This is a genomic window from Phycisphaeraceae bacterium (assembly GCA_020851465.1).
Taxonomy (GTDB): Bacteria; Planctomycetota; Phycisphaerae; order Phycisphaerales; family Phycisphaeraceae; genus JADZCR01.
In genome coordinates, this window is the sequence record JADZCR010000001.1 from 219393 (window position 1) to 241761 (window position 22369).

Sequence of the window (22369 nt, forward strand, 5' to 3'; positions counted from 1 at the left end):
ATCGACATTCGCACGGTGACCGCCGTGTCAACCCTGTGCGATGCGGTTGACGGACGATCGGGAAATCGTGTTATCGCTTTTTCTGGGCGTCCACAGCCGCCTCAGGTGCGGGCGTGCCCTGTTGATCCAGCAACAGGATGATGCGGTCCTGAAGATCCTGAATGTGCCCGATCGTAATGGGTGCTCTGAAATTATTGAAAAGCAGGGAAAAGGCGAAGGTCCGCTCGCCTGTGCCGTCGGGTACCACGATGTAACCGCTGATCGTCACCACGCCGGCGATGTAGCCGGTCTTGGGATACAGCCGCCCGGTGAGTTGGCGTTTGAGGTCTTTGAAACGATGCTTGAGGTTGTCCTCGACATCGTTGATGGAAAGGCTGTCACGGAAGATCGGCCAGAGACGGGCGTCCTTCCTCATCGCGGCGAGCAGACCGACCATCACACCAGCAGTCACGCGATTGTCCCGGCTCATTCCGCTTCCATCGGCGATGGAAACGGACGCTGACTGCGTCTGAAGCTCCTCGCTGAGAAACCGGCGGACGGCGGCGGCGCCGTTATCCCAACTGCCGGGCGCGCCCGTCAAAGCGCGACCCATTCGCTTGAAAAGCGACTCGGCGAACAGATTCTGTGAATCCTTGTTGCAACGCTGAAGCACCAGCGGGAGCGTGGTCTCGACAGCGTAAATCGCTCGACCTGCGGGTAGAGACTCCTCCGCATCCGGACGGGCGATCGCATCGACCTTGATCCCCGCCTGGCCAAGCCGATCGGCCAGAATCTGCGCGAAGAAAATCGGCGGATCGTGGATCGTCACCGTGGTCGCCTGCGTACGTCGTGTCTTGACCTGGCCGGAAAAGGTGATTTCGTTCGTGTCGGTTTTGCGATTGACGATGAAGCGGTCATTGTTCCCGGTGACGACGCGGTTAGTCGTCGGCAGAAACGGAGCGGAGGGAATGAGCCGGACCTTCGCACCCTGCCCTCGCGTCGTCGGCTCCGCGTACACATCAATGCAGTTGTCGTAGAAGTTCACCCCGCCCACCTGAGCACAATACCACGCGCTGAGCTGACCCTGCGGCCAGGAGGGATGAACAAAGTCGCGGTCGAACACGCGATCATCCACCACCAGTCTCGCAACGCGCTGGAGGCCCGCTGATTTGGCCGCCTTGACGAAACCGTTGAGCTGATCTTCGACATCAAGGTTATGGAGTCGCAGCAGGTCGGGGTCACCCAGCGCCGGATCGCCGTCACCGTGAATGATGAGCACCGGTCCTGACGCCGGCGCTGATGCGGTGCCGGCCAACGGCCGATTCGCCTGTGCTTTCCAATCCTCCGGCTGGACCAGCCGCATCTCGGTACGGAAGACAAAATCCGGCCCAAGTGTTTTCAAGGCTGCGGCTGTGGTCACAACCTTCATGTTGCTGGCGGGCATGAGCGGATCGTCAGGATTGATCTGCGCGACGCGCTTGCCGGTGTTGAGATCAACGATGCAAATGCCGATGTCCGTCTGCCGCAGGTCGGCGGCATTCACCAGTGCCCGTACCTGACTCTGAAGATCCGCCGCCTGTGCCGGTGCAGAAATCAGCAGACCCAGCGCAAACAGCGCTGCCAGACGACCCGAATGGTACACCCCTTTGAACATTTCGCCGCCGCTCCTCGAACCGTATCTCAGGATTCGTGTGTTGATTGCTCATTCCATCGACCCGCGACTCCCCGAGCCGCCGGGCCGGCACCCTGCTGTGCCGTGACAGAAATTATCGGCCTCTCGATAACCACCGCTCGACTTTACGCAGGCTCCCTTCGCAGACCGTAGCGATGACTGCGAGAAAACAGCATCTCACCCCTCGCGGGCCGGGAATTATACGGCGGTCATCTCGCTGTAAATCGAGGCGTACCGTGCGTGCATTTGCGCTTGCGTGAAATGTTCAAGCAGCCGCTTCCGTCCCGCGGAACCCATGCGGCGACGCAACTCGCTGTCACGCAGAAGCGTGACGAGATTCGCACTCAGCTTTGTTGCATCACTGCGCGGCGAAAGCAGACCGGTCTGATGGTCCGCGACAACCTCGCCGTTACCTCCGACATCGGTGGCGGCAATGGGTAGCTCGCAGCCCATCGCTTCGAGCAGTGTGACGGAGATGCCTTCACTGAGACTGGAAAGGATGAACACATCCGCGGCAGCCATGAGACGGGGCACATCGCGCCGCACGCCGAGGAAGCGGACGCTGGACGCGATGCCCAGTTGCGCTGCCTGTGCTTCGAGTGCTGATCGCAGTTCGCCGTCACCGGCCAGGATGAACAGGGCATCGGGCAGAGATTTGAGCGTTTCTGCCATGGCGCGCAGGGCGGTGGCGTGATCTTTGACCGGATGAAAGCGTGCAACCTGAAGCACCACGGGTTGATTGTCGCGTATGCCAAGCTCAGCACGGACTTCCCGTCGCACGGTCGGAGAGACAGCCTCGAAAAGAGCGGGATCGATGCCATTGCGTACCACTTCGATCCGCGGTGCGGGGATGCCTTCGTTATTCACCAGAGCAGTTTTGACGAACTGACCGACCGCTGTGACGCGATCGTGTCGGCGCAGCAGAAACCGATTCGCCAGCACACGCTTCCAGCTTCGATGATCGGGATAGTGCCGTCCGTGTTCGGTGAAAAGAATGGGGGCATCCGCGCGGGAAGACAGCAATCCGCGTGACAAGGCTGCGTAGAAAAACGGCGTGTATTGGTGAGCGTGGAACAGTGCGACGCGGTGTTCTTTCGCCATCGCCCGCATGCGACGGCCCACCGCACGGTCGATGCCCGGCTTGCGCGCCAGATCAAAGACATCGAAGCCCTCAGACCTGAGAAGCTCGCCCATCGGCCCGACGCTGTCGAGGCAGAAAAAGACGAAGCGAAACTGTCCGCGCAGCCGGCGGGCCAGGTCGGCAGCCAGTACCTCCGCGCCGGCGAAATACAGCCGGTGCAGGACATGCGCGATGGTCGGGAGTGCGTGTTCGTTCATGAACGGAATCGCGCAGGTATCCGCGCCCCGATGTTTTCCGGTTTACGACAAAACTTCTCGATGGATCAAGTCGTCCTGGCGTAAGCCAGATCGACTTCCGCAAGCTCGGGCAGGACTTCCCTGCGTTTGCGGGCACTGACCGCTTCACGATCCACGAAGGCGGCAGTGGTAAGTCCCAGCAGCGAAACCATGAACGCGATTTCCACTGATTCAAGCCCGATGAATTGACTACACGTCAGAAACCCGATCAGCGAGATGCTGACCATAGAGCCGTAGTAGCGAGGCCAACCGAGTCGTCGGGCGGTCGGATGGATCGAGAGCTTGATCGCCTGCCACGCTGAGCTGAAGTAGAAGATCGCCAGTCCGATCATTCCCGCGACGCCGTAGTCAGCACCGGTCTGGAGGAACAGGTTGTGCACGGACTTGCCTTCGCCCAAGCCGTATTCGGTCGCATAGCGACCAAAGGCGCGTGGTCCGACGCCGATGGGGTGATCTTTCATGCAGTTGTACGCGGCGCGCCAGGTATCGAACCGGCTCGCCGCCGATTTATCGCGGACTTCCGCGTTAACAAAGGTGCTGAAGAATCGTTCCCGAACTTCGACACCCGCCAGGCGGAGGGTGATAGCCACCATGACGATACCGATGGCGATGGTGACGCCTTTTTTGGGCAGGGTCGCCAGCGCGACGGTAAAGAGGGACGCACCGACGATGCACAGGCCGAGCATCCCGCCGCGAGAGAAGCTGAACAGGATGACATGGATCATGCATGCGAGGGCGAAGAAACACAGCCCCTTGATCCACCATTTACGGGAGTGGATACCCAGGAAGAACGCCAGCGGCGCGCTGGCGACCATGGTCATCGCCACGCCGTTGTTGTCGATGCCGCCAAAGCCGCGGCTGACGATGATGTTCCAATTGCTGAAGACGTAGTAGTTGTTGAAGTTGTACGCCAGATAGCCGACGCTCAGGAGAATAACCCAGGCGAGAGTCTTGACGTGCTTAGGCTCGCGGACGACCGTGAGGGTAACCAGAGCCATGATCCCGATCTTGGTCTGGATGATCAGTGCTTCCCACGCATAGGCTGAGCCGCGTTCGCAGAATGATGCCGCCACCGCCCCGGAGAGGAGGTAGAGGATCAGGCCGGCCATCGGTAAGGCGGCCTTGCGCAGGCCGTCCCATTTGCCCAGCCCCAGCATAAACCAGCCGATGAGCGTGGAAATACCGACATAGAAGCTGAATCGTGTTGCGTTTCGCTGGTCAAACGCCCAGAACCAAAGCGCGGTCGGCCTGAGGCTGGCGAAGGCGTAGTACACCATCAACCCGAAAACCGGGTCGAGCCAACCTTTCAGGACGCCGGCCGCCGCCAGCAGATGGGTGAAGATGTAACCCCACATGTCTTAGAGTATTTCTTCGACCAGTTTGACCGTCCGCTGCACCACTGCCGGCCAATCAAACTGTTGTGCGTGAATTCTTCCCGCCTGACCCATTCGGCGGCGCAGAGCCGAATCGGCCACCAGTCGTTCCAACGCCGCCGTGACCGCCGCTGGGTTATCGCCCTCGACGATCAACCCGGTTTGTCCGTCGGCGACCGCGTCAGGCTGGCCGCCCTCCCGACCGGCGATCGTCGGCTTACCGCAGGCGGCAGCTTCCAGAAAGACCATGCCGAAGCCTTCCACATCCGGCCCGTCGCGTACCGCGGGCATGGCAAAAATGTCGCATCCGCCAAAAATCGCCAGCTTCAGCGCGGAGCTGACCGCTCCGGGAAACACAATTTTATCCTCAACCCCCCGCGAACGAGCCAGAGCCTTGAGCTGGTCGCTCGTCCGTCCCGCACCGGCGACAACATAAACCAACTGCGGAAAACGCGGCGCAAGATCGGCGACGGCATTGATGACCGCCGCCTGATTTTTACGCGGATCGAGCCGTCCGACGGTCGCAACCACGATCCGGTCTTCATATTTTTCGTCACGACGCCAGCGCAATCCGGCATCTTCCGCGCTGGCGAACACGCTCAGGTCCACTCCCGGATTGATGACACGCACCCGTTCGTCAGCCACGTAGCGGTTGACGATCCGGGCGGTGTACCGGCTGTTGGCGATCATCCTATCGACGATGCCGCACGATTTTCCCAGCAGAAAACGCAACTGTCGGCTCGACTCGCAGGCGTTGAGTTCTTCGCCGTGTGCGTAACAGACAATGCGAAGACGCTGGCCATAACGCCATTTGAGCGGAACAAGGCAAGCGACCTCCGGTACAGCGTGGATGGCGTGGACGACCAGCCGTTGTCCCCGCTTGAGTGATCGCAACTGTTGATGCACAGCGCGCATCATCCTCCAGTAGCGCAACGCGCGACGCGGACTTTCCAGGCCCCAGTCGTTAATAAAAATATCGCGGCGATCCATGCGCAGGTTGGCATCGGTGACGTGGTCGCCCGCAGCGGGACGCTGAGGCGCATCGGGAAACTCAGGCGTGCGCGGCGGATGCGCGTAGTAGTCGTGCGTGACGACCCGGACCGTCGTCGGCCAGCGGCGATAGACCTCGTGCATCCAGTGGATCGATCCGCCGTGCTCAGGCAGGAATCGCTGACAAAGCAGCAGATGTTGGGCGTCGGCTATGGGCATGTTTGGAGGTTGGCCAGCGGCACAGACCAGCCTCTGCGACCGGTGCCATCGGCAATACTATCGGCCTACCTGAGGGGATTACCCAAGATCGAATTACACGATCGGCGGCTATACTTATTGCGGTCTGGATCAGGGGACATCACGCATCGGTCGAACCGCATCCGGCGACGGCTGCTGGAATTGCGTTCCGCATGCGGCAAATCTTTTGGCCGCATCCGAGACTCCGCGGCATCAAGTGTCCGGACGGTCCTGCCGATCCTTTTGGCGTGCGGTACTCCACGCCGGCTATCTCTGTGGTCCCCGGCTGAGTCCGAGGGCGCGCCGGGAAACGGCGGGTCCGATAGAAAAGGTGTTTTGACGATGTCGGCATTGACTGACCGCTCCATGCCTGCGACGGCCACGCCGCGCAAGCCAACCATTCTCATCTACCCTCATAAAGGGTGGCAGGCGATTCGTCTGGGTGAAATCTGGACCAACCGTGACCTGCTCGCCCTCATGTGCCTCCGCGATGTGACGATCCGTTACAAGCAGGCCGCCCTGGGCGTCCTCTGGGCAATCATTCAGCCATTGACGCAGATGGTCGTGCTGAACCTGGTTTTCGGTCGCTTCGGCGGCATGTCCGACCGCGTGAAGGAAACCATCGGCATCGATGTCCCTTACCCGATCTTTCTTTTCTCCGGTCTTATTTCCTGGCAGTTCTTCGCCAGCGCGGTCAATGCCGGCAGCAACAGCCTCGTGTCCAACGCCAACATGCTCCGAAAGGTTTACATCCCTCGGCTCATCCTCCCTCTCTCGTCACAGGGCGCTCCGATGGCGGATTACGCGCTGTCGATGGTCGTGCTGGCGGGCATGATGGTCTATTACGGCACGACGTTTTCCATCACTCTCCTGCTGTTGCCCCTGCTGGTCATCTCCACGATCCTCGCTTCGCTGAGCGTGGGGTTGATTCTCGCGGCATTGTCAGTGAGCTATCGAGACTTCAAGTTTGTCGTGCCGTTCCTGATCCAGGTGTGGTTCTATCTGACGCCGGTGATCTATCCGATCAAGATGTTTCCGGAGCGGTATCGGTGGCTGCTGAAGCTCAATCCGATGGCCGGACCGGTCGAGGGATTCCGAGCGGTGATTCTGGGCACGCCGGTTCCCTGGAGTTCGTGGGCGATATCGACAGGGGTCGCCTCGGTGCTGGTGGTGTTGGGTCTTATGTATTTCAGCCGGGTGGAGCGTCGCTTCGCCGATTTAATCTGAGCGTGGCGCAGGCTGCGTGCGGTCTGGAGGATTGATATTCCATGAGTGATCTGGCGATACGGGCAACCGGCCTCTCCAAGCGCTACCGCATCGGGCAGGGCGCGCCAGGCCACCTGCGCGAATTGATCTACGACAAGGTCGGTGCCGCGGCACGATGGCTTACGGGAAATCGAAACGGCACGCCGCAAAGCTCCGAGTTCTGGGCGGTGCGCGATGTGAGCTTCGAGGTTAATCGCGGCGATGTCGTGGGCATCATCGGGCGCAACGGTGCCGGCAAAAGCACGCTGCTCAAAATCCTTTCGCGGATCACCGACCCCACCGATGGCCGGGCGGAAATCTACGGCCGCGTCGGCAGCCTGCTTGAGGTCGGCACGGGCTTCCACCCGGAGCTGACCGGTCGCGAAAACATCTATCTCAACGGCACCATCCTTGGCATGAGCCGTGCAGAGATCAAAAAGAAGTTTGACGAGATCGTGGATTTTTCCGAAGTGGAAAAATTTCTCGACATGCCCGTCAAGCGTTACTCCTCCGGCATGTATGTCCGCCTCGCTTTCGCGGTGGCGGCCCACCTGGAACCGGAAATTCTGATTGTCGATGAAGTGCTGGCTGTGGGCGACGTGTCCTTTCAGACCAAGTGCCTGGGAAAAATGGGACAGGTCGCGCAAACTGGTCGCACCGTGCTGTTCGTATCGCACAACATGGGCGCGGTGCAGACGCTCTGCAATCGCGGCATCGTGATCGATCAGGGGCGGATGGTGATTGACGACACCTCTGAGCGTGCCGTGCGCGAGTACCTGGCGCAGTTTGAAGAAAAAGCGACGGAGCAGCTCGAAACCCGACAGGAACGGGGCGGAACAGGGCGCGTCCGGGTGAGCCGGGTGGAGGTCGCCAGCTTTGACGAAGCGGGCACGACCGCTGCAGCCACCGGACGACCGGCGCGGATCACACTCGATCTCAACGGATGGCTGCCCAACCTGCGCTGCGTCGTCAAGATTCTGGATCACATGGGCCAGCCGCTCAGCGAGCTGCGCAGCGAGATGCACGGGTCAGCGGATACGACCATCTCCGGGCCTCAGCCGCGTTTTGTCTGCGAATTGCCTGAGCTTTTGATCGCCCCCGGCCGCTACCGGATCGATTTGGCGCTTTACAGCACCGAAGGCCTCGAAGACCACCTGAATGCCGCGACGTTTTTCGACATATCACCGGGTCAGGTCAATGGGCGTCCGATTCCCAAACGCCTGAAAAGCACCGCCGTCTGTATGCCGCATCGCTGGTCAATCGTGGTTCCCTCAAGCTCGTGAGGCCGTGAATCGCCGCATGGTTACCCATCGCCACAACAAACCCTACCGGATCGCCTACATCGGGTGGCTGGGACACGACAACATCGGCGACGAGCTGGGGCCGGAGGTCTTTCGTCGCTGTTTTGCGGAAGAAGCACCCGACCTCAGCGCGCAGTGCGAACTGGTGACGCAACGGGAACGCTGGCCGGAATGCGAGGCATCCGTTGTCGGCTTGGGCACGCTGATCTCGCCGGGAGATTACCGCACCGAGTGGATGCGGGAGTTTCGTCTCGCCAGCCTTCGCGGTCCGCTCGTGGGTCTGGGGCTGGGTGTCGTTCCGCCGCCGACGTGGGAACGCTGGCCGGTAGCGCCAAGCCGCAAGTACCGCGTTCGCGACTGGTTTGATTACCTCTGCCTGCGGGGAAAGATGAGCGCACAGATGCTGGGCGCGCCGGAGAGCATCATCAGCGGCGACACTGTTTTTGGCATCCGGTGGACCGCGCCGCGGCCGTCACCCAACCGCCGCCGTCCCCTGCTCATGGTGAATCTGGGCGAAGGTCGTCACCCGCTGATGATCCGACCCGGCCAAAGTCTTTGCGCCGCCGTTGCCCAGGCGTGCCGTCAACTTGAATCTCGGTTTGAGATCGCTTTTTTTTCGATGGGTCGTCGCGACGACGAACCGATTCGTGAAGCCGCATCTCTGCTGACGACTCCGCCGCGCATCGTTACGGAACGCGATCCGTTTACCCTCGCACAGATACTGGCGGAGGCTGATCTGGGGCTGACGGTGAAGTGTCACGCCTCCGGCCTTCTTTACGCGGTGGGCGTGCCGACCGTCAACGTCGCCTATCGCTCCAAGTGCGCAGATCTGGCGGGCGAGGTGACGGACGATCGCTACGTGGTCGCGGCCGCAGAGGCGGAGACAGCGCATCTGGTCGAGAAGGTGGACGCACTGGCGAGCGAACGGGCAGCCGTCCGGACTGATCTGCAAAACGCAACGGACCGTGCGCTGCATCGCTATCGCAGCCACTTTCGACTGGCTATGGAACCGATCCGGGCTGGAGTCGAGGGGCATTATCAAAACTCAGCGCGCTCCGTGATGCTCCGCGATCGAGTCGGAGCGTTGCTGGCCTACCCGCACGCCGTCACCGCGCGGGCCGCCAGATGGATCGACAATCGGAGAAAGCGGACCGGCCATGAGATTTGAATACTTTCCGCGATCCACAGAGAACCGCTACCAGGAAGACTTCGCTGCTGCGATGCGGCAACACGGCATCGTTATGGAGCCGACGGAGCGCCTTGAAAACAGCTACCTGATCGCCCGTGCCAGCTCCCTCGACGGTGTTCACTTCCACTGGATCGAGTCGATCATCGGCGAAGGCTCGACGATGCAGCGTGCCCGCGCGACCCTCGGACTGTACACGTATCTGCGTTGTCTCAAGCGACTCAATAAACGCCTGATCTGGACTGTCCACAACCATGCCCGCCACGACAAAGGCATGCGCGTTGACGCGCTGGCTTATCGCGTCGTTGCCAGGGCAGCCGATCTGATCATTGTGCACAGCCGGTGGTCGGGCGATTACATCCAGCGAAAGTACAACCCGGCCGGCCGCATCGTTGTGATGCCACACGGCAACTACGACGACTTTTACCACCCCCGGCAGTCCGTCGCCCAGACACGCCGCGCCGCAGGACTGCGCGAGGATCGACCGGTCTGCGGCGTGATCGGCTCGGTCAGACCCTATCGCGGTCATGAGTTGGCGATTCAGGCTGCGGCGACGTGGGGTGACGAATGCCAGTTGTTCATCAGCGGAAAACCATACAACGCCGACTACGGCAGACAGATTGAATCCGCCGCCGGAAAACACGCCAATATCCGCTGCCGCCTGTCACGTTTGACCAACGATGAATATGCCGAGGCTGTGCAAGCATGCGATATCGTGCTGCTGCCCTACAACGAAGTGACCAGCAGCGGCGCGCTTCTTTCCGCGTGGTCGCTCAGTCGTCCCGTCATCGCAACCGCATTGCCTCTTTTCTGTGATTTCGAGCGCGATCAGTTGACACGGGGAGCCATCAAAACCACCAAGCCGGCACCCGAAGCGATGACCGATGCGGTGCGGGAGCTGCTCGCGATCAATTCCGCCGAACGTATTGCCGCCGCACGCGGTGAGGCGGACCGCTTTCCCTGGAAAAGCGTTGTCCAGCCCGTGGCGCAGGTGGTTCAAAGCTGGAATGGTGCAGCGAAAAGCTCAGGAGGATCGACCTGAACATGGGGCGTCCGCTCCAAATCTGTTACGTCCTGGCTGGGTCGGGTGACGATGTTTACGCCGACATGCTTTACATTTCGGCGTCGATGTCGCGGCGGCTCTATGCCGATGCCCGCATCCGGCTGTTGTGCGACGAAGTGACTGCACCCGCACTTGAGCAGCATCACTCTCCGGTGCTGGATGTCGTCGATGAAGTGGTCCGTGTCGAGACCGGGATGACAACGGTCGCATCGCGCAGCCGCTTTGTAAAAACGTCGATGCGTCAGGTGGTTCAGGGCGATTTTATTTTTCTTGATGCTGACGCGCTGCCTGTCCAGCCGTTTCATCAGATGGCTCTGGTGAAAGAAGACTTCGCAGCGGTGCGCGATTGTCTGGTGGTCCCCGCCGGACAGTGGTACCAGTTGAAATTACTCTGGCGCCACTGGACGGAAAGCCCGCCCATCCCCGCACCCGTCAAGCCGGTTTATGACTCGATGGCGTGGAATTATCCGCCGCGCTATTACTTCAACACCGGCGTCATGTTCATGCGCGACACGCCCGAAGCGCGACGCCTGGGGCAGGAGTGGCATAACCGCTGGCGTCAACAGTTCGACAAGCTCGGCATCCATCAGGATCAGTTTTCCTTCAATAGCGCGATCCACGACCTGACGACTCCCATCCGCGTGCTGCCGACGCGGTACAACGCCATGGTCCGTACCTCACCCTGGTACGCCCACCGCGCGAAGATTTTTCACTTCTTCACGACCGGAAAAAGTCCCGAACCCGGCACCGTGCTGGCGCGGCTGGTTGAGACTTTGCAGAAGACCCGCAAGCTCGACACGGAAATGATTGAGCGATTCTGCCGCTCAGGTTATCCCTGGCTCACCGATTCGCTGCTCCTGCGTGCCGCTGCGGGAAATTACGGTGTTCTTGCACAACGGCTGATCCCCGGCCGGAGGAGGCAGACCGCTTGAACCCCGCCGCCTCCGCTCCCGACGCATCGCGTGCCGCCAACCCCAAGGTGGTCTTGATCCTTTCCAGTCAGGAAAAGGATTACTACGCGGAAATGGCCGCGATCTGCGCGTGGATGATCCGGTCTATCCATCCTTCGCTGCCCATCTGGCTGCTGGTGGATGAGCAGACCCGCCCATCGCTTGAACAGCGGCGTGCGGAGGTACTCAACTATTGCGATCACGTGGAGGTCGTCCCCACCGGCCTGCCTAAACCGCGCGAACGCGCCTGGTGCATCAAGTCGATGATGCGGCAAGTGGTACCGGGCGATTTTCTTTTTATGGATGCCGATGCGCTGGCCATCCGACCGTTTGATTCGATCTTTCGGCTCGACTGCGATTTCGCAGCGGTGCTAGATCGCCACGACCCGCCGCAGAAATATCAGCCGATGAAAGCAGAGATCGCGCTTTATAAGGAAGTCGGCTGGCGCTTCCCGCCGCGCTACTACAACAGCGGGGTCGTCCTTTTCCGTGACACTCCCGGAGCACACCGGCTGGGTGCGGAATGGCAGCGGCGCTGGCGCATCGCGTGGCAGGCCGGTCAGATCGCCGACCAGTTCTCCCTCAACAGCGCGCTGGCGGACCTTGAGGTGAAGATCGCAACGCTCCCCGCCAGATACAACGCCCAGATCATGATGAAACGCTCGACGTTGCGCGGGGCGGCGATCGTCCACATTTTCAGCGTCGCAGTCGGGCCGGACTCCGACACCGCCCTGGGTCAGATCGCCCATCGCATGAAACAAACAGGAAAGCTCGACACCGACGCGCTGCGACGAATGCAGCAAACCGGCTACCCGTGGGCGGATGAAGGCTGGATTTCCGGCCAGCTCGCCGCTGGGCGTTACGGTGCAGCGATGCTTGCAGCGGGAAAAAAGTTGATCGGACGGCGACACAGGACAACACTCGGCAACACCCCATGAAACGAGCGATTCGACAATTCGTACTCAACAACCGCATCGCCTCGGCGCGACGAACCCATAGCGCGCCGGCAACCGAGATTGTCGTCTGCTGTGCCCCGGTACCCGAAGGAAATCGCGGCGATCAGGCGCTGCTCGCGGCTGTCGTGGACACTCTGCGCCGGGGGCCATGGAAAAAAATCCATCTCGTGCAGACCGCGTACCATCCGATCCTCGCCATCCGGGAAGATGAGCGAATCCGCATCCATGCGGGGTATTACCCGGTGTTCACCTCGCTGGAATGCTTCCGGGAACAACTCGCCTGGGTGCGCTTCCTGCGCAGCAAGGGTGAGGTGATCCTCATCGGGGCCGATGTTCTCGACGAGCATTACAGCGTGGCGCGCAGCGAAGGCTCGTTCTACGCGATGCACCTTGCAGCGCGTTGCAGTTGCCCCACACGGATCATCGGCTTCAGCGTCAACGGTGCGCCGTCCGACGCGCTGCGCAGTCGCTTCCAACAAGCTCAGAACGACGGCACTCGGCTGTTCGTCCGGGATGCGCTGTCATTCCAACGGCTGCATGATGCGGGTATCAAGTCCGCTGAACTGGTCGGCGATCTGGCACTGCTCATGCGGCCAGCACGGGTTGAGGATCTCGATCCGGCGTTGCGGCAATTCATCCAGACCGCGCCCGGGCCGGTGGTTGGGTTGAACTTCACCGAGGTCGTCATGGGCCGGGGACCGGAAACCGACGCCTTGCTTGATCGTGTCATGGATGCCTGCGCCCACCTCGCGCGGGAAGGCGGCTGCCGATTCATCTGCATCCCTCATGATGAGCAAGGCGGCATCGAGTACCTCGGTGCATTTCACGCGAGAATGAACCAGCGACATCCGGGAATAGCGACACTCGTATCGCCGATGCCCAGCGCACAACAGCTCAAGTGCATTGCCGGCCAGTGCGCCCACGTATTCACCTGTCGGCTGCATTTGGGAATTGCGACGCTCGGTATGGGCCGGCCGGTGACGGGATTCCCGTATCAGGGAAAGTTTGAAGGACAGTTTGAACACTTCGGGCTGACAGATGGGTTGGTTTATAAGGATCACTTACCTGGAACGGTTGACGGCATGACAGAGCTTTTCCGTCGGCGCATTCAGGCCAGCAGCGAGCTGGCGCAGCGCGTGCGGGACCGCCTGCCCGCGGTGCTGGCGTTGTCGATGAAAAACTTCGCAGGATTGCCCTGCGATGCTGCTGACAAAACCGCCGATGCTGCGCCAATCGGTGCGGTCGGAGGGATTGCCCGCACATGAGCGAGCCGTGTGTCAGCATCGTGTTACCCACTTACAACCGCGCCGCATTTATCCCCGGTGCGTGTGCCTCCATCGCTGCGCAGACATTTAAGGACTGGGAACTCATCGTGGTGGATGACGGCTCCACGGATGACACGCGCCGAGTCGTGGAAGAATGCGCCGCGGCGTCAGCGCGGCCGATACGCTACGTCTCACGACCCAACGGCGGTCCGGCGGCGGCGCGTAACACCGGCATCGCCCGCGCGTCAGGACGATACGTCGCCTTTTTCGACAGCGACGACCTCTGGGTGGAACATCATCTCGCCGAGTGCGTCGAAGCACTGAATGCTAATCAAGAGGTCAGCTGGGTTTTTGGTGCCGGTCGGCGTGTAGAAATACCCAGCGGTAAGGTAGTCGTGGAGCATTCGTATTATCGCGACGGCCAGTTACGTCCTTACATGCGGCTTCACTCGCGCAGGAGCGGCAAGCTCTCCATCGTGGACGATCCCGAACTGGTCGAGTGTGTCATCAACCGCGATCACACGGGCGGGCTTCAAGCCTCGGTGATTCGCAAAGAGGTTCTCGCGCGAACGCCCATCCCCGACTTCCGCGTGGGTGAAGACTGGGCGTTGACGGTTCAATATCTCGCCGCTGGGGGCAAGATCGGCTACTTTGATTCCGTGCATGCGATCTACCAGATTCACGGCGACCAAATTTCTTCTGCGGGGGCGTCGCAGCAGGATGTCGAGCGACGGCTGCGGGTGCAGCGGGAATACATCCGTGCTGCCGAGTACGTACTGGCAATCCCCGCGCTTACGCCGCGCCAGCGTCGTGCGGCTCACTCCCGGCTGGCGCGTGAGTATTTCTGGCGACTCGGTTACGCCATTCTGTGGATGAGCGGACGCCGCCGGGAAGCACTCGACGCTTTCCGCTCCGGTCTGCGCCACCAGCGCAGCGACTGGCGCATGTGGAAGACGTGGCTGGCCTGCCGTCTCCGCTTCGTATTCCAAGGCTCACTCCGGGGCGCGGCTTCGGCATAACCTTCGCGGCGATCATCATGCGGGTTCTGTACCTGACCATTAATCGCAAGCTTTTCGGCACGACACGGATTCTCCGTGACTGGCTGACACTTGGTCGTGCATGCGGGATCGACGGTTGTGTCGCCACTGTTGCCGATGACGACCTCGCCACGTGGTGTCGTGAGAACAATGTGCCCGTGCGCTGCGGACCGCTGCCGTGGATCAGCAAGGCCAATCCGATTCCCGGACTCTGGCATGCGTGGCGTGTCGCGGCCTTTGCCCGCAAGCATCACGTCGATCTGATTCATTGCAACGAGCACAACTGTCACCCGTTCGCCACACAGGTGCAGCGTCACTACCCCGTGCCGATTGTCTGCCACGTGCGCTTCAAGCTGGAGCGCGGCTTTGTGGAATGGGGGATGACGGGGTCGAAACGCCCCGCAGCGGTGCTCTGGACCAGCACCCAGCAAAAAGAGGATTCACTTCCCGCGACGCGGGATCTGCTGCCCGAGGATTTGCAGCATGTGGTGAGTCTGGGACTGGACCTGGAAAAGTTCGGCAACATGACGCAGAGCCGCGCAACCCTGCGAACTCAGTGGGGCTTTTCCGACGAAGACGTCGTGATCGGCTACGCGACGGTTCCGCAGCCGCGCAAACGGTTGTTTGATTTTGTGGAGGCGGTGGCGGAACTAGCCAAGCGTGATCCGCGCGTTTGCGGCGTGCTGGCCGGCCATGTTTATCCTCAGTGGGAAAAGCATCGCGATGAGGTGATCGCGCGGATCGCAGCGACGGGCATGGGCAAGCGGTTTCAGTGGCTCGGACGGCTCGATCCTGTCGAGCCTTTCGATCACGCGATCGACATCTGCATGCACACGAGTGAATACGAGACCTTCGGCATGAGCGTGTTGGAGGCGATGGCCTGCCGCCGTCCGGTCGTCGCTTACCGCGGCGGCTCCGTGGGCGAGGTGGTGGATGACGGCGGAGTGATCGTGGAAAATGGCGATGTGTCCGGCCTGATCGAAGCGGCCCTGCCGCTGGTGCGCGATCCGGCTCGTCGTGCGGAAATGGGTGAACGTGGCCGCCGGCGGGTAGCTGAACATTTCAGCCCCCGGCGAGCTGTGCGTCAGTTGGCGGACATTTACCAGTCGGTAAAGGGTAAATCGTGACTCCCGGGCACTGTTCGATCATCATGCCCTGCTTCAACCGTGCGGCGTTTCTGGCCGACGCCTTGGCGTCGATCCGCGCACAGTCGTTTCAGGCATGGGAGTTGATCGTCGTTGATGATGGATCAACCGATGACACCAAAGCCACGCTCGAACGCCTCCTCCGCGCGGACAAGCCCTCGCAGAGTGTGCGCTACGTCCATCAGGAAAATGCAGGAGCCTATGCCGCTCGCAACGCTGGGCTGAATCATGCGCACGGCGAATACATCGCATTTTTCGACAGCGATGATGTCTGGCTGCCTCACCATCTGGCGGACGGCGTTGCAGCCCTGCGCGACCATCCTGATCTGGATTGGGTGTACGCTGACGCCCGAAAAATCGATCACGATACGGGGCGCGTCGTGGTCGAGCGCGGTTTTTACGAAGGCGGCAAGCCGCACCCGATGCTCTCGCTGCGCACGAAACAATTCGGAAAACTGCACATCTACGACGATCCCGCTGCAGTCGCCTGCGAACTGCGACACAACCTGAACGTGCTTTTACAGACATCCGTGATCCGGCACCGCGTCTTTGCGGGCCGACGCTTCGTGGACCACTATCGCAACGAAGGCGAGGATGAACTCTTTCCGATTCGGGCGATGAAGGCGGGGTTTCGCCTGGGGTATCTCGACGATGTTCATTTGATCTATCACATGCACGGCGACAATGCGTCATCCGCCGCGGTGGGAATGTCCGCCGATAAGCGGTTGCGCGTCTATGCCGCCGCCGTGCGCGGGTATGAAGAACTGGGGCGTGAGGTGCCCTTGACGAGCCAGGAGCGACGCGCGCTCCGCGAGCGATTGGCGAATGATTATTTCTGGAAGCGTGGTTATGCGGTGCTGTGGCAGAGCGGTCGGACGAAAGAGGCGTGGGCGGAGTTTCACCGGGGCCTCAAATACCGGCCGACCGATGGGCGGTTGTGGAAGACCTACTGGGCCTGTCGATTGAAGGCGATGCTTGGCCGTGCCCCGCGTCCTGCCTCTGTGACGACGTGAGGCCGGAATGACGCCAAGGCTTCCGCAGCGCGAATGGGCGCGGTTGGATTTGAACCAACGAAGACGTAAGTCAGCAGATTTACAGTCTGCCCCGTTTGGCCGCTTCGGTACACGCCCGCGAGTCCCAAAGCGTATCTTCGGCCCGATCTCAAATCAACTTCACGGTTCCGATGAACACGCGGATTAACACGTCGAATTCATCGTCGGCGATGACTTCAAGACGGTGCTGCCTATGATTCCCCTGACCAACTTCCGCTGATTTTTTGCAGCACAGCCCGCCACCCGTTAACATTTTTCCCTGTTTGTTCTGCAGGGTTGCCGGCTTGGTCGCTTGTGGACCAGTTCGAAAACCGGTCCAGCGGTCGGTCGCTGTCTCCCTTGCCCTCCGAAGGCATCGCCTCCGGGACGGGCAAGCGTGGATTGGTGGTGAATCGATGGATGCCGCAGCCTCCAGCCTGAACGCTCACGTCCTGGTGCTGAACAAGCTCTGGATGGCTATCCGTGTCACGGACGCCCGCCGGGCATTCTCACTTCTAGCGCGAGACCTGGCGGAAGTCATCCACGTCAACGACGGGGCCTACACCTCGCACGACTTCGAGTCGTGGACCGAGCTAAGCCTGGCGCGGGCGACATTCAAATCCTCACACGAATATGAGTGGGTGCGTACCGTTCGCATGCATCTGGCGGTGCCGAAAGTGATCCGCCTGTTCGGCTACGACCGGCTGCCCAAGCAGGATGTAAAGCTGAACCGGCGAAATATCTTCGCGCGCGATCGCAATCTTTGTCAGTATTGCGGACGGCATTTTCCCACCAGCGAGTTGAGTCTGGACCACATCCTGCCGCGCAGTCAGGGCGGGATCAGCACCTGGGAAAACCTTGTTTGCTCCTGTGTGCATTGCAACGCCCGCAAAGGCGGCCGCACACCCGAACAGGCCCACATGAAACTAGTGCGCAAGCCGATTAAACCGCGGCGAAATCCGGTGATCAGCCTGCGGATGGGTTCGGATAAATACGCCAGTTGGCGGGCGTTCCTTGATAACGCTTACTGGTCCGTCGAGCTCAAGTAGCGCGTCGCGGATTCTGGCGACAGACTCCTTTCACCAGTAAAACTCATTCATGCTCCGAGTGCTCGGCATTGATCCCGGTCTGCGCATCACCGGCTACGGCGCGGTTGAGTTACCCGATGACGCAATGGAGCCGCGTCTCGTTGACGGCGGGTATATCAAACTCAACCCGCGCGACTCCATCGAAAAACGTCTCGAACAACTCCACCGTGAACTGGGGGAAATCGTTGACGAGATCAAGCCGGCTCAGCTCGCGGTTGAAAAACTTTATGCCCATTATGCTCACCCGCGCACAGCCATCCTTATGGCCCACGCTCGCGGAGTCATCCTGCTCTGCGCACAACAGCGCGGCGTGCCCCTGGAGCACCTGCCGTCCACGGAAGTGAAAAAGGCGGTCACCGGCCACGGTCACGCTTCTAAAGAGCAGGTCCAGCGTGCGGTGATGAGTCAGTGCCGCCTAAAAGAGCTTCCGAACCCGCCCGATGTCGCCGACGCCATCGCCATCGCGCTCTGTCACGCCCGACGGATTGCAATGGGACGGCTCTAAAACGACAGAACTCTTCATTCGCCGTAAATGATGATTTTCCGGCTTTCGCTGTAGTTCACGGCTGGACAGACAGCCACGATTGCGGGCAAGATAAACGGTTGTCGAGCGCGCAGGTCGCCCCGCTTGGAGGGATCGGCATGCGATAATGAACTTTTCACCCCTTTAGCACGCTTGGAGAAAACATGGATCGTCAAGCACAGGTTTCCAAAGCTCTGGACAATTTCAAAATTGAACTCCCTTCCTGGGGCTTTGCCGATACGGGTACGCGATTCGGTAAGTTTTTTCAGGACGCGGCTGCTTCGACTCTCGAACAAAAGCTGCACGATGCCGGCCTGGTACACAAACTCACCGGCGCCTGTCCGACTGTCGCGGTACATGTACTCTGGGACTTTGCGCCGGGTACTGACCCGAACCAGACTGCGAAGATCGCCGCCAAGCACGGCGTCAAGATCGGGGCCATCAATCCCAACGTCTTTCAGGATCAGCAATACAAGCTCGGATCGTTTTGTTCACCTGTAAAGGCTGCCCGGGAGATGGCACTGGAACACACGATGGAGTCGATCGAGATCGGTAAGGCGGTCGGCTCGACGCTGCTGTCGATGTGGATCGCTGACGGCACGAACTACCCCGGCCAGGACAGCATCCGTCGCCGCTGGCACGACTTGATTAACGCCTATCAGAAGATTCACGACGCGATGCCTGCGAACATGACGATGCTCGTGGAATACAAGCCGTTCGAGCCGAGCTTTTATCACACGGACATCCAGGACTGGGGTACCGCATACCTGCTCGCCAAGCACTCAGGTAAACGCGCCAGGGTGCTCGTGGACACCGGTCACCACCTGCAGGGTTGCAACATCGAGCACATCGTCGCCACGCTGCTCGATGAGCAGATGCTCGGCGGATTCCACTTCAATGATCGCAAGTATGCTGACGACGACCTGACCATCAGCTCGATTGATCCCTACGCGGTCTTCCGCATCTTTGATCAGATCGAGGCGTACATTTTCGATACGGGCAAAGATCCAAAGCTCGCGTACATGGTGGACCAGTGCCACAACCTCAAACCCAAGCTTGAAGCGATGGTACAGACGGTCATGATGGCGCAGGATCTCTACGCCAAAGCAGCGATTGTCGATCGCAAAACACTCGCAGCCACACAAGCCAAGGGTGATATCGTCAAAGCGGAGCGCACGCTCCGTGACGCATACGAAACGGATGTCCGCCCCATGGTCGCCGAGTGGCGCAAGAGCAAGAAGGTTGCTGCGGATCCGCTGGAGGAACTGCGGAACAGCGGGATCATCGCCAAACTGGGGAAAGAGCGCAAAGCGGCCCGTGAAGCGTCCGGGCAAAAGCAAAGCTCGGTCAAGACGTTCTGAGATAATTTTTATTGAATCGGTTTCCGTGTTCAGACCCGGCGAAGTTGTCAGAACACAGTGACGATCGCACCGTTGACGGACCATCGCGGAACGATGTATTCGCCGCATGGATGATCGCATGGCGGATCGGACGCGATCCGTATTGAGATCACAATTGCAATGGTTTTCGATATTGAGACGCAAATGAATTGGAAGATGCTTGCTGCTTTGTGTGGGGCGGAGCTGTCTTCCCCGGATTCACGGAGAGCTTTTCATGTCCTATCTGCTCGGCATTGATATCGGTACGTCGGGGACCAAGACACTCATCTGCGACTACCGGGGCAAAGTCCTCGCGACCGCGGTGGCAGAACACGACATCTATTCACCAAAGCCCGGATGGTCGGAGCAGAATCCGCTCCAGTGGTGGGAGGCGACCTGCAAGGCGACACGCGACGTGCTCCGCAAGGCAAAGGTCAAGGGAAACCAGATCACCGCGATCGGCCTGTCGGGACAGATGCACGGATCAGTTTTTTTGGGTGACGGCCACACACCTCTCCGCCACGCGCTGCTCTGGAACGACCAGCGAACCGCGGCGGAGTGCGCGGAAATCGAAAAAATCGCCGGCGGCAGAGGAAAGCTGATTAACATGGTAGGCAATCCCGCGCTGACGGGGTTTACCGCACCCAAGATTCTCTGGGTGCGGCGGCATGAGCCAAAGGTTTACGCCAAGACGAAACACATCCTTCTCCCCAAGGATTACATCCGGTATTGCATGACTGGTGAATATGCGACCGAGGTAGGCGATGCGTCGGGCACGCTGTTGCTGGATGTCAAGAAACGCGCATGGAACGACAAGCTGATTTCGATGTTGAAGATCGACCGCGCGCTGCTGCCAAAATGTTTCGAGTCACATGTTGTGTCGGGTGAATTGAACCGAACGGCGGCAGCGTTGATGGGGCTGGCGGAGGGCACACCGGTCGTCGGAGGCAGCGGTGACCAACCGGCAGGCGCGGTGGGTAACGGCATCGTGAACAGCGGAATCGTCAGCGCGACGCTGGGTACCAGCGGCGTGATGTTTGCTCATGCAGATAAACCCACTTACGACCCGTTAGGTCGAGTCCACACCATGTGCAGTGCTGTCGAGGGCAGATGGTGCGTCTTCGGCTGCATGCTCTCCGCAGGCGGCAGCTTTCAGTGGTTCCGAAACCACCTGGCTTTGGCGGAACGTCAAGCTGCGGCGAGCAAAGGCGTTGATCCTTACGAATTACTCGTTGACGAAGCATCCAAGGCTGCGCCGGGAAGTGAAGGACTGTTTTTCCTGCCCTATCTCACCGGCGAGCGATGCCCCTATCCGAATCCCAACGCACGCGGCGGATGGATCGGCCTGACGGCACGCCATAACCGCGCGTCGATGATTCGCAGCTTGCTGGAGGGCGTGACCTACGGCATGGCTGATGCGCTTCGGATCATGGAGGGTATGGGGATCCGCATCAATACCGTGCGACTCAGCGGCGGCGGCGCACGCAGCCGTTTCTGGCGTCAGCTCCAGGCGAACATCTACAACAAGCAGGTCGCAACGATCAACGCACAGGAAGGACCGGCCTACGGCGTCGCCCTGCTCGCGGGCGTCGGCACCGGTATTTGGAAAAGCGTTCCCGAAGCGTGCAATGCGTCGATACGAGAGACCGAAAAACTTAAACCAAACGCCAAAGCTGCGAAACAGTATGAACAAGGGCACGCACAGTATCAGCGGTTATATGCAGCACTGGTCGAGGAGTTTGATCAGATCGCAAAGTTGTAACAAATCGGCGCGCCGTTCCATGCACCCCGCAGCATGGTGTCGTTTGCGCTGTGGATTTCCCGGAGAATCACCTCATCAAGAATGCCGGTGATTTTCACCACTCCGGCTTGGTGCCCTTGCTGGTCAGATCATTCAGACGATCCTGAATGAGCGAGTCTTCCGCCGCGGCGGTGGCCTCTAGCTTGGCCTTGGTGTCAGCAAGCTGCTTCTCAAGCCGTGCCACTTCCAGTTGGCGCATCTGCTGGCGGACTTTGAACTGCTCCTTGAGCTTGGCGAGGAGTTGGTCGTGCAGATCTTTGGCTTTCGCTTCGTCCTTGGCTTCGACAGCATCACGATATTCCCGCGCCAAGTTTTCGCTCTCGCGATTCAGGCGGTAGTCTGCCACACGAACCTTGTAGATTTCCGGGGCGCGCCGCTTAAGAAACGCCAACTCTCCGAGACGACCCATGTTTTCCCGGACAAGCTCCGCCGCCTTCTCAGGATTGGCTTCGCGGATTTTTTTGAGTTCCTCGGCACGCTGCGGACTCACGTCATTCAAAATGGTGATGATTTCTTCAAACTGCTCGTCGGTCAGCATCCGCATCAACGGCCCCGGTCGATTCTCCGGGTTAAATCGTTTGCGCAATGTTTCCTCATCCCAACGGCTTGGCCGGTCGGCGCCCGCCTTGTCGATCTGTTGTTCCGATTCGGGCGGACCAGGCGGCGGGTCGGCCAGGAGTTTCGTACATGGCGTGCCGACAACAGCTGCGAGCACCAGAACACTCGACCAGGTTGAGAATCGCTCCGTAATTTTTTTCATAGCGCGTCCTT

General features: G+C 60.1%; 19 protein-coding genes and 1 tRNA gene. 14 read left to right on the top strand and 6 right to left on the bottom strand.

From position 1 onward, the window contains the following. Positions 1-70: 70 nt before the first annotated feature. From dacB to IT444_00835, 4 genes are all read right to left on the bottom strand, one after another. Positions 71-1633: a D-alanyl-D-alanine carboxypeptidase/D-alanyl-D-alanine-endopeptidase gene (dacB, locus tag IT444_00820; GenBank protein MCC7191296.1), complete on the bottom strand. Its 1563-nt coding sequence runs from the start codon at positions 1631-1633 to the stop codon at positions 71-73. Between the two features lie 216 nt (positions 1634-1849). After that, the gene (locus IT444_00825; GenBank protein MCC7191297.1) at positions 1850-2989 is read right to left on the bottom strand and encodes a glycosyltransferase; all 1140 of its coding nucleotides are present in this window, start codon (positions 2987-2989) and stop codon (positions 1850-1852) included. 65 nt (positions 2990-3054) lie between these two features. Next, a complete protein-coding gene (locus tag IT444_00830; GenBank protein MCC7191298.1) occupies positions 3055-4383 on the bottom strand; it encodes an O-antigen ligase family protein in 1329 nt (442 codons plus the stop codon). 3 nt (positions 4384-4386) lie between these two features. After that, positions 4387-5610, bottom strand: a complete 1224-nt coding sequence (locus IT444_00835) for a glycosyltransferase family 4 protein (protein ID MCC7191299.1) — start codon at positions 5608-5610, stop codon at positions 4387-4389. Between the two features lie 360 nt (positions 5611-5970). Here IT444_00835 and IT444_00840 point away from each other — a divergent pair, with 360 nt between their 5' ends. The 10 genes from IT444_00840 to IT444_00885 are packed head-to-tail and all read left to right on the top strand — an operon-like array spanning position 5971 to position 16789. Continuing rightward, on the top strand, positions 5971-6855 hold the full coding sequence (locus tag IT444_00840; protein MCC7191300.1) for an ABC transporter permease: 885 nt from the start codon (positions 5971-5973) through the stop codon (positions 6853-6855). Between the two features lie 41 nt (positions 6856-6896). Then, complete coding sequence (locus tag IT444_00845) at positions 6897-8156, top strand: ABC transporter ATP-binding protein (protein ID MCC7191301.1); 1260 nt, start codon at positions 6897-6899, stop codon at positions 8154-8156. Positions 8157-8172: 16 nt separating this feature from the next. Next, entirely contained in the window at positions 8173-9342 is a 1170-nt protein-coding gene (locus tag IT444_00850; protein MCC7191302.1) for a polysaccharide pyruvyl transferase family protein, read from the top strand. Then, a complete protein-coding gene (locus tag IT444_00855; protein ID MCC7191303.1) occupies positions 9332-10402 on the top strand; it encodes a glycosyltransferase in 1071 nt (356 codons plus the stop codon). Before IT444_00850 ends, IT444_00855 begins: the two co-directional genes overlap by 11 nt. Positions 10403-10404: 2 nt before the next feature. Further along, positions 10405-11355: a hypothetical protein gene (locus IT444_00860; protein ID MCC7191304.1), complete on the top strand. Its 951-nt coding sequence runs from the start codon at positions 10405-10407 to the stop codon at positions 11353-11355. Next, positions 11352-12311 carry a hypothetical protein gene (locus IT444_00865; protein MCC7191305.1) on the top strand — a complete coding sequence of 320 codons (960 nt, stop codon included), beginning with the start codon at positions 11352-11354 and terminating at the stop codon, positions 12309-12311. The genes IT444_00860 and IT444_00865 overlap by 4 nt, the downstream gene beginning before the upstream one ends. Further along, complete coding sequence (locus IT444_00870; protein ID MCC7191306.1) at positions 12308-13594, top strand: polysaccharide pyruvyl transferase family protein; 1287 nt, start codon at positions 12308-12310, stop codon at positions 13592-13594. The genes IT444_00865 and IT444_00870 overlap by 4 nt, the downstream gene beginning before the upstream one ends. Further along, complete coding sequence (locus IT444_00875) at positions 13591-14613, top strand: glycosyltransferase family 2 protein (GenBank protein MCC7191307.1); 1023 nt, start codon at positions 13591-13593, stop codon at positions 14611-14613. The genes IT444_00870 and IT444_00875 overlap by 4 nt, the downstream gene beginning before the upstream one ends. A gap of 17 nt (positions 14614-14630) precedes the next feature. Beyond that, a complete protein-coding gene (locus IT444_00880; protein ID MCC7191308.1) occupies positions 14631-15758 on the top strand; it encodes a glycosyltransferase family 4 protein in 1128 nt (375 codons plus the stop codon). Between the two features lie 23 nt (positions 15759-15781). Further along, the gene (locus IT444_00885) at positions 15782-16789 is read left to right on the top strand and encodes a glycosyltransferase (GenBank protein MCC7191309.1); all 1008 of its coding nucleotides are present in this window, start codon (positions 15782-15784) and stop codon (positions 16787-16789) included. 34 nt (positions 16790-16823) lie between these two features. Here the strand turns inward: IT444_00885 and IT444_00890 are convergent. Next, positions 16824-16906: transfer RNA gene (locus IT444_00890), tRNA-Tyr, on the bottom strand. A gap of 317 nt (positions 16907-17223) precedes the next feature. Between IT444_00890 and IT444_00895 the strand changes: the two genes are divergently transcribed. The 4 genes from IT444_00895 to xylB all read left to right on the top strand — a co-directional run bounded on the left by IT444_00895 (position 17224) and on the right by xylB (position 21559). Next, positions 17224-17856, top strand: a complete 633-nt coding sequence (locus tag IT444_00895) for an HNH endonuclease (GenBank protein ID MCC7191310.1) — start codon at positions 17224-17226, stop codon at positions 17854-17856. Between the two features lie 49 nt (positions 17857-17905). Next, complete coding sequence (locus tag IT444_00900; protein MCC7191311.1) at positions 17906-18400, top strand: crossover junction endodeoxyribonuclease RuvC; 495 nt, start codon at positions 17906-17908, stop codon at positions 18398-18400. 182 nt (positions 18401-18582) lie between these two features. Further along, the gene (locus IT444_00905) at positions 18583-19779 is read left to right on the top strand and encodes a TIM barrel protein (GenBank protein ID MCC7191312.1); all 1197 of its coding nucleotides are present in this window, start codon (positions 18583-18585) and stop codon (positions 19777-19779) included. A gap of 253 nt (positions 19780-20032) precedes the next feature. Beyond that, positions 20033-21559, top strand: a complete 1527-nt coding sequence (xylB, locus tag IT444_00910; GenBank protein MCC7191313.1) for a xylulokinase — start codon at positions 20033-20035, stop codon at positions 21557-21559. 94 nt (positions 21560-21653) lie between these two features. Here xylB and IT444_00915 read toward each other — a convergent pair whose 3' ends face one another. Next, positions 21654-22358: a hypothetical protein gene (locus IT444_00915; protein MCC7191314.1), complete on the bottom strand. Its 705-nt coding sequence runs from the start codon at positions 22356-22358 to the stop codon at positions 21654-21656. Positions 22359-22369: the final 11 nt, after the last annotated feature.

What these genes read in the sequence shown, in the direction of transcription:
- IT444_00880 (MCC7191308.1), top strand. Translation starts at nt 14,631, where the DNA reads ATGCGGGTTCTGTACCTGACCATTAATCGCAAGCTTTTCGGCACGACA.
- IT444_00895 (MCC7191310.1), top strand. Translation starts at nt 17,224, where the DNA reads ATGGATGCCGCAGCCTCCAGCCTGAACGCTCACGTCCTGGTGCTGAAC.
- dacB (MCC7191296.1), bottom strand. Translation starts at nt 1,633, where the DNA reads ATGTTCAAAGGGGTGTACCATTCGGGTCGTCTGGCAGCGCTGTTTGCG.
- IT444_00875 (MCC7191307.1), top strand. Translation starts at nt 13,591, where the DNA reads ATGAGCGAGCCGTGTGTCAGCATCGTGTTACCCACTTACAACCGCGCC.
- IT444_00855 (MCC7191303.1), top strand. Translation starts at nt 9,332, where the DNA reads ATGAGATTTGAATACTTTCCGCGATCCACAGAGAACCGCTACCAGGAA.
- IT444_00835 (MCC7191299.1), bottom strand. Translation starts at nt 5,610, where the DNA reads ATGCCCATAGCCGACGCCCAACATCTGCTGCTTTGTCAGCGATTCCTG.
- IT444_00870 (MCC7191306.1), top strand. Translation starts at nt 12,308, where the DNA reads ATGAAACGAGCGATTCGACAATTCGTACTCAACAACCGCATCGCCTCG.
- IT444_00900 (MCC7191311.1), top strand. Translation starts at nt 17,906, where the DNA reads ATGCTCCGAGTGCTCGGCATTGATCCCGGTCTGCGCATCACCGGCTAC.
- IT444_00830 (MCC7191298.1), bottom strand. Translation starts at nt 4,383, where the DNA reads ATGTGGGGTTACATCTTCACCCATCTGCTGGCGGCGGCCGGCGTCCTG.
- xylB (MCC7191313.1), top strand. Translation starts at nt 20,033, where the DNA reads ATGTCCTATCTGCTCGGCATTGATATCGGTACGTCGGGGACCAAGACA.
- IT444_00840 (MCC7191300.1), top strand. Translation starts at nt 5,971, where the DNA reads ATGTCGGCATTGACTGACCGCTCCATGCCTGCGACGGCCACGCCGCGC.
- IT444_00885 (MCC7191309.1), top strand. Translation starts at nt 15,782, where the DNA reads ATGCCCTGCTTCAACCGTGCGGCGTTTCTGGCCGACGCCTTGGCGTCG.
- IT444_00825 (MCC7191297.1), bottom strand. Translation starts at nt 2,989, where the DNA reads ATGAACGAACACGCACTCCCGACCATCGCGCATGTCCTGCACCGGCTG.
- IT444_00860 (MCC7191304.1), top strand. Translation starts at nt 10,405, where the DNA reads ATGGGGCGTCCGCTCCAAATCTGTTACGTCCTGGCTGGGTCGGGTGAC.
- IT444_00915 (MCC7191314.1), bottom strand. Translation starts at nt 22,358, where the DNA reads ATGAAAAAAATTACGGAGCGATTCTCAACCTGGTCGAGTGTTCTGGTG.
- IT444_00845 (MCC7191301.1), top strand. Translation starts at nt 6,897, where the DNA reads ATGAGTGATCTGGCGATACGGGCAACCGGCCTCTCCAAGCGCTACCGC.
- IT444_00850 (MCC7191302.1), top strand. Translation starts at nt 8,173, where the DNA reads ATGGTTACCCATCGCCACAACAAACCCTACCGGATCGCCTACATCGGG.
- IT444_00905 (MCC7191312.1), top strand. Translation starts at nt 18,583, where the DNA reads ATGGATCGTCAAGCACAGGTTTCCAAAGCTCTGGACAATTTCAAAATT.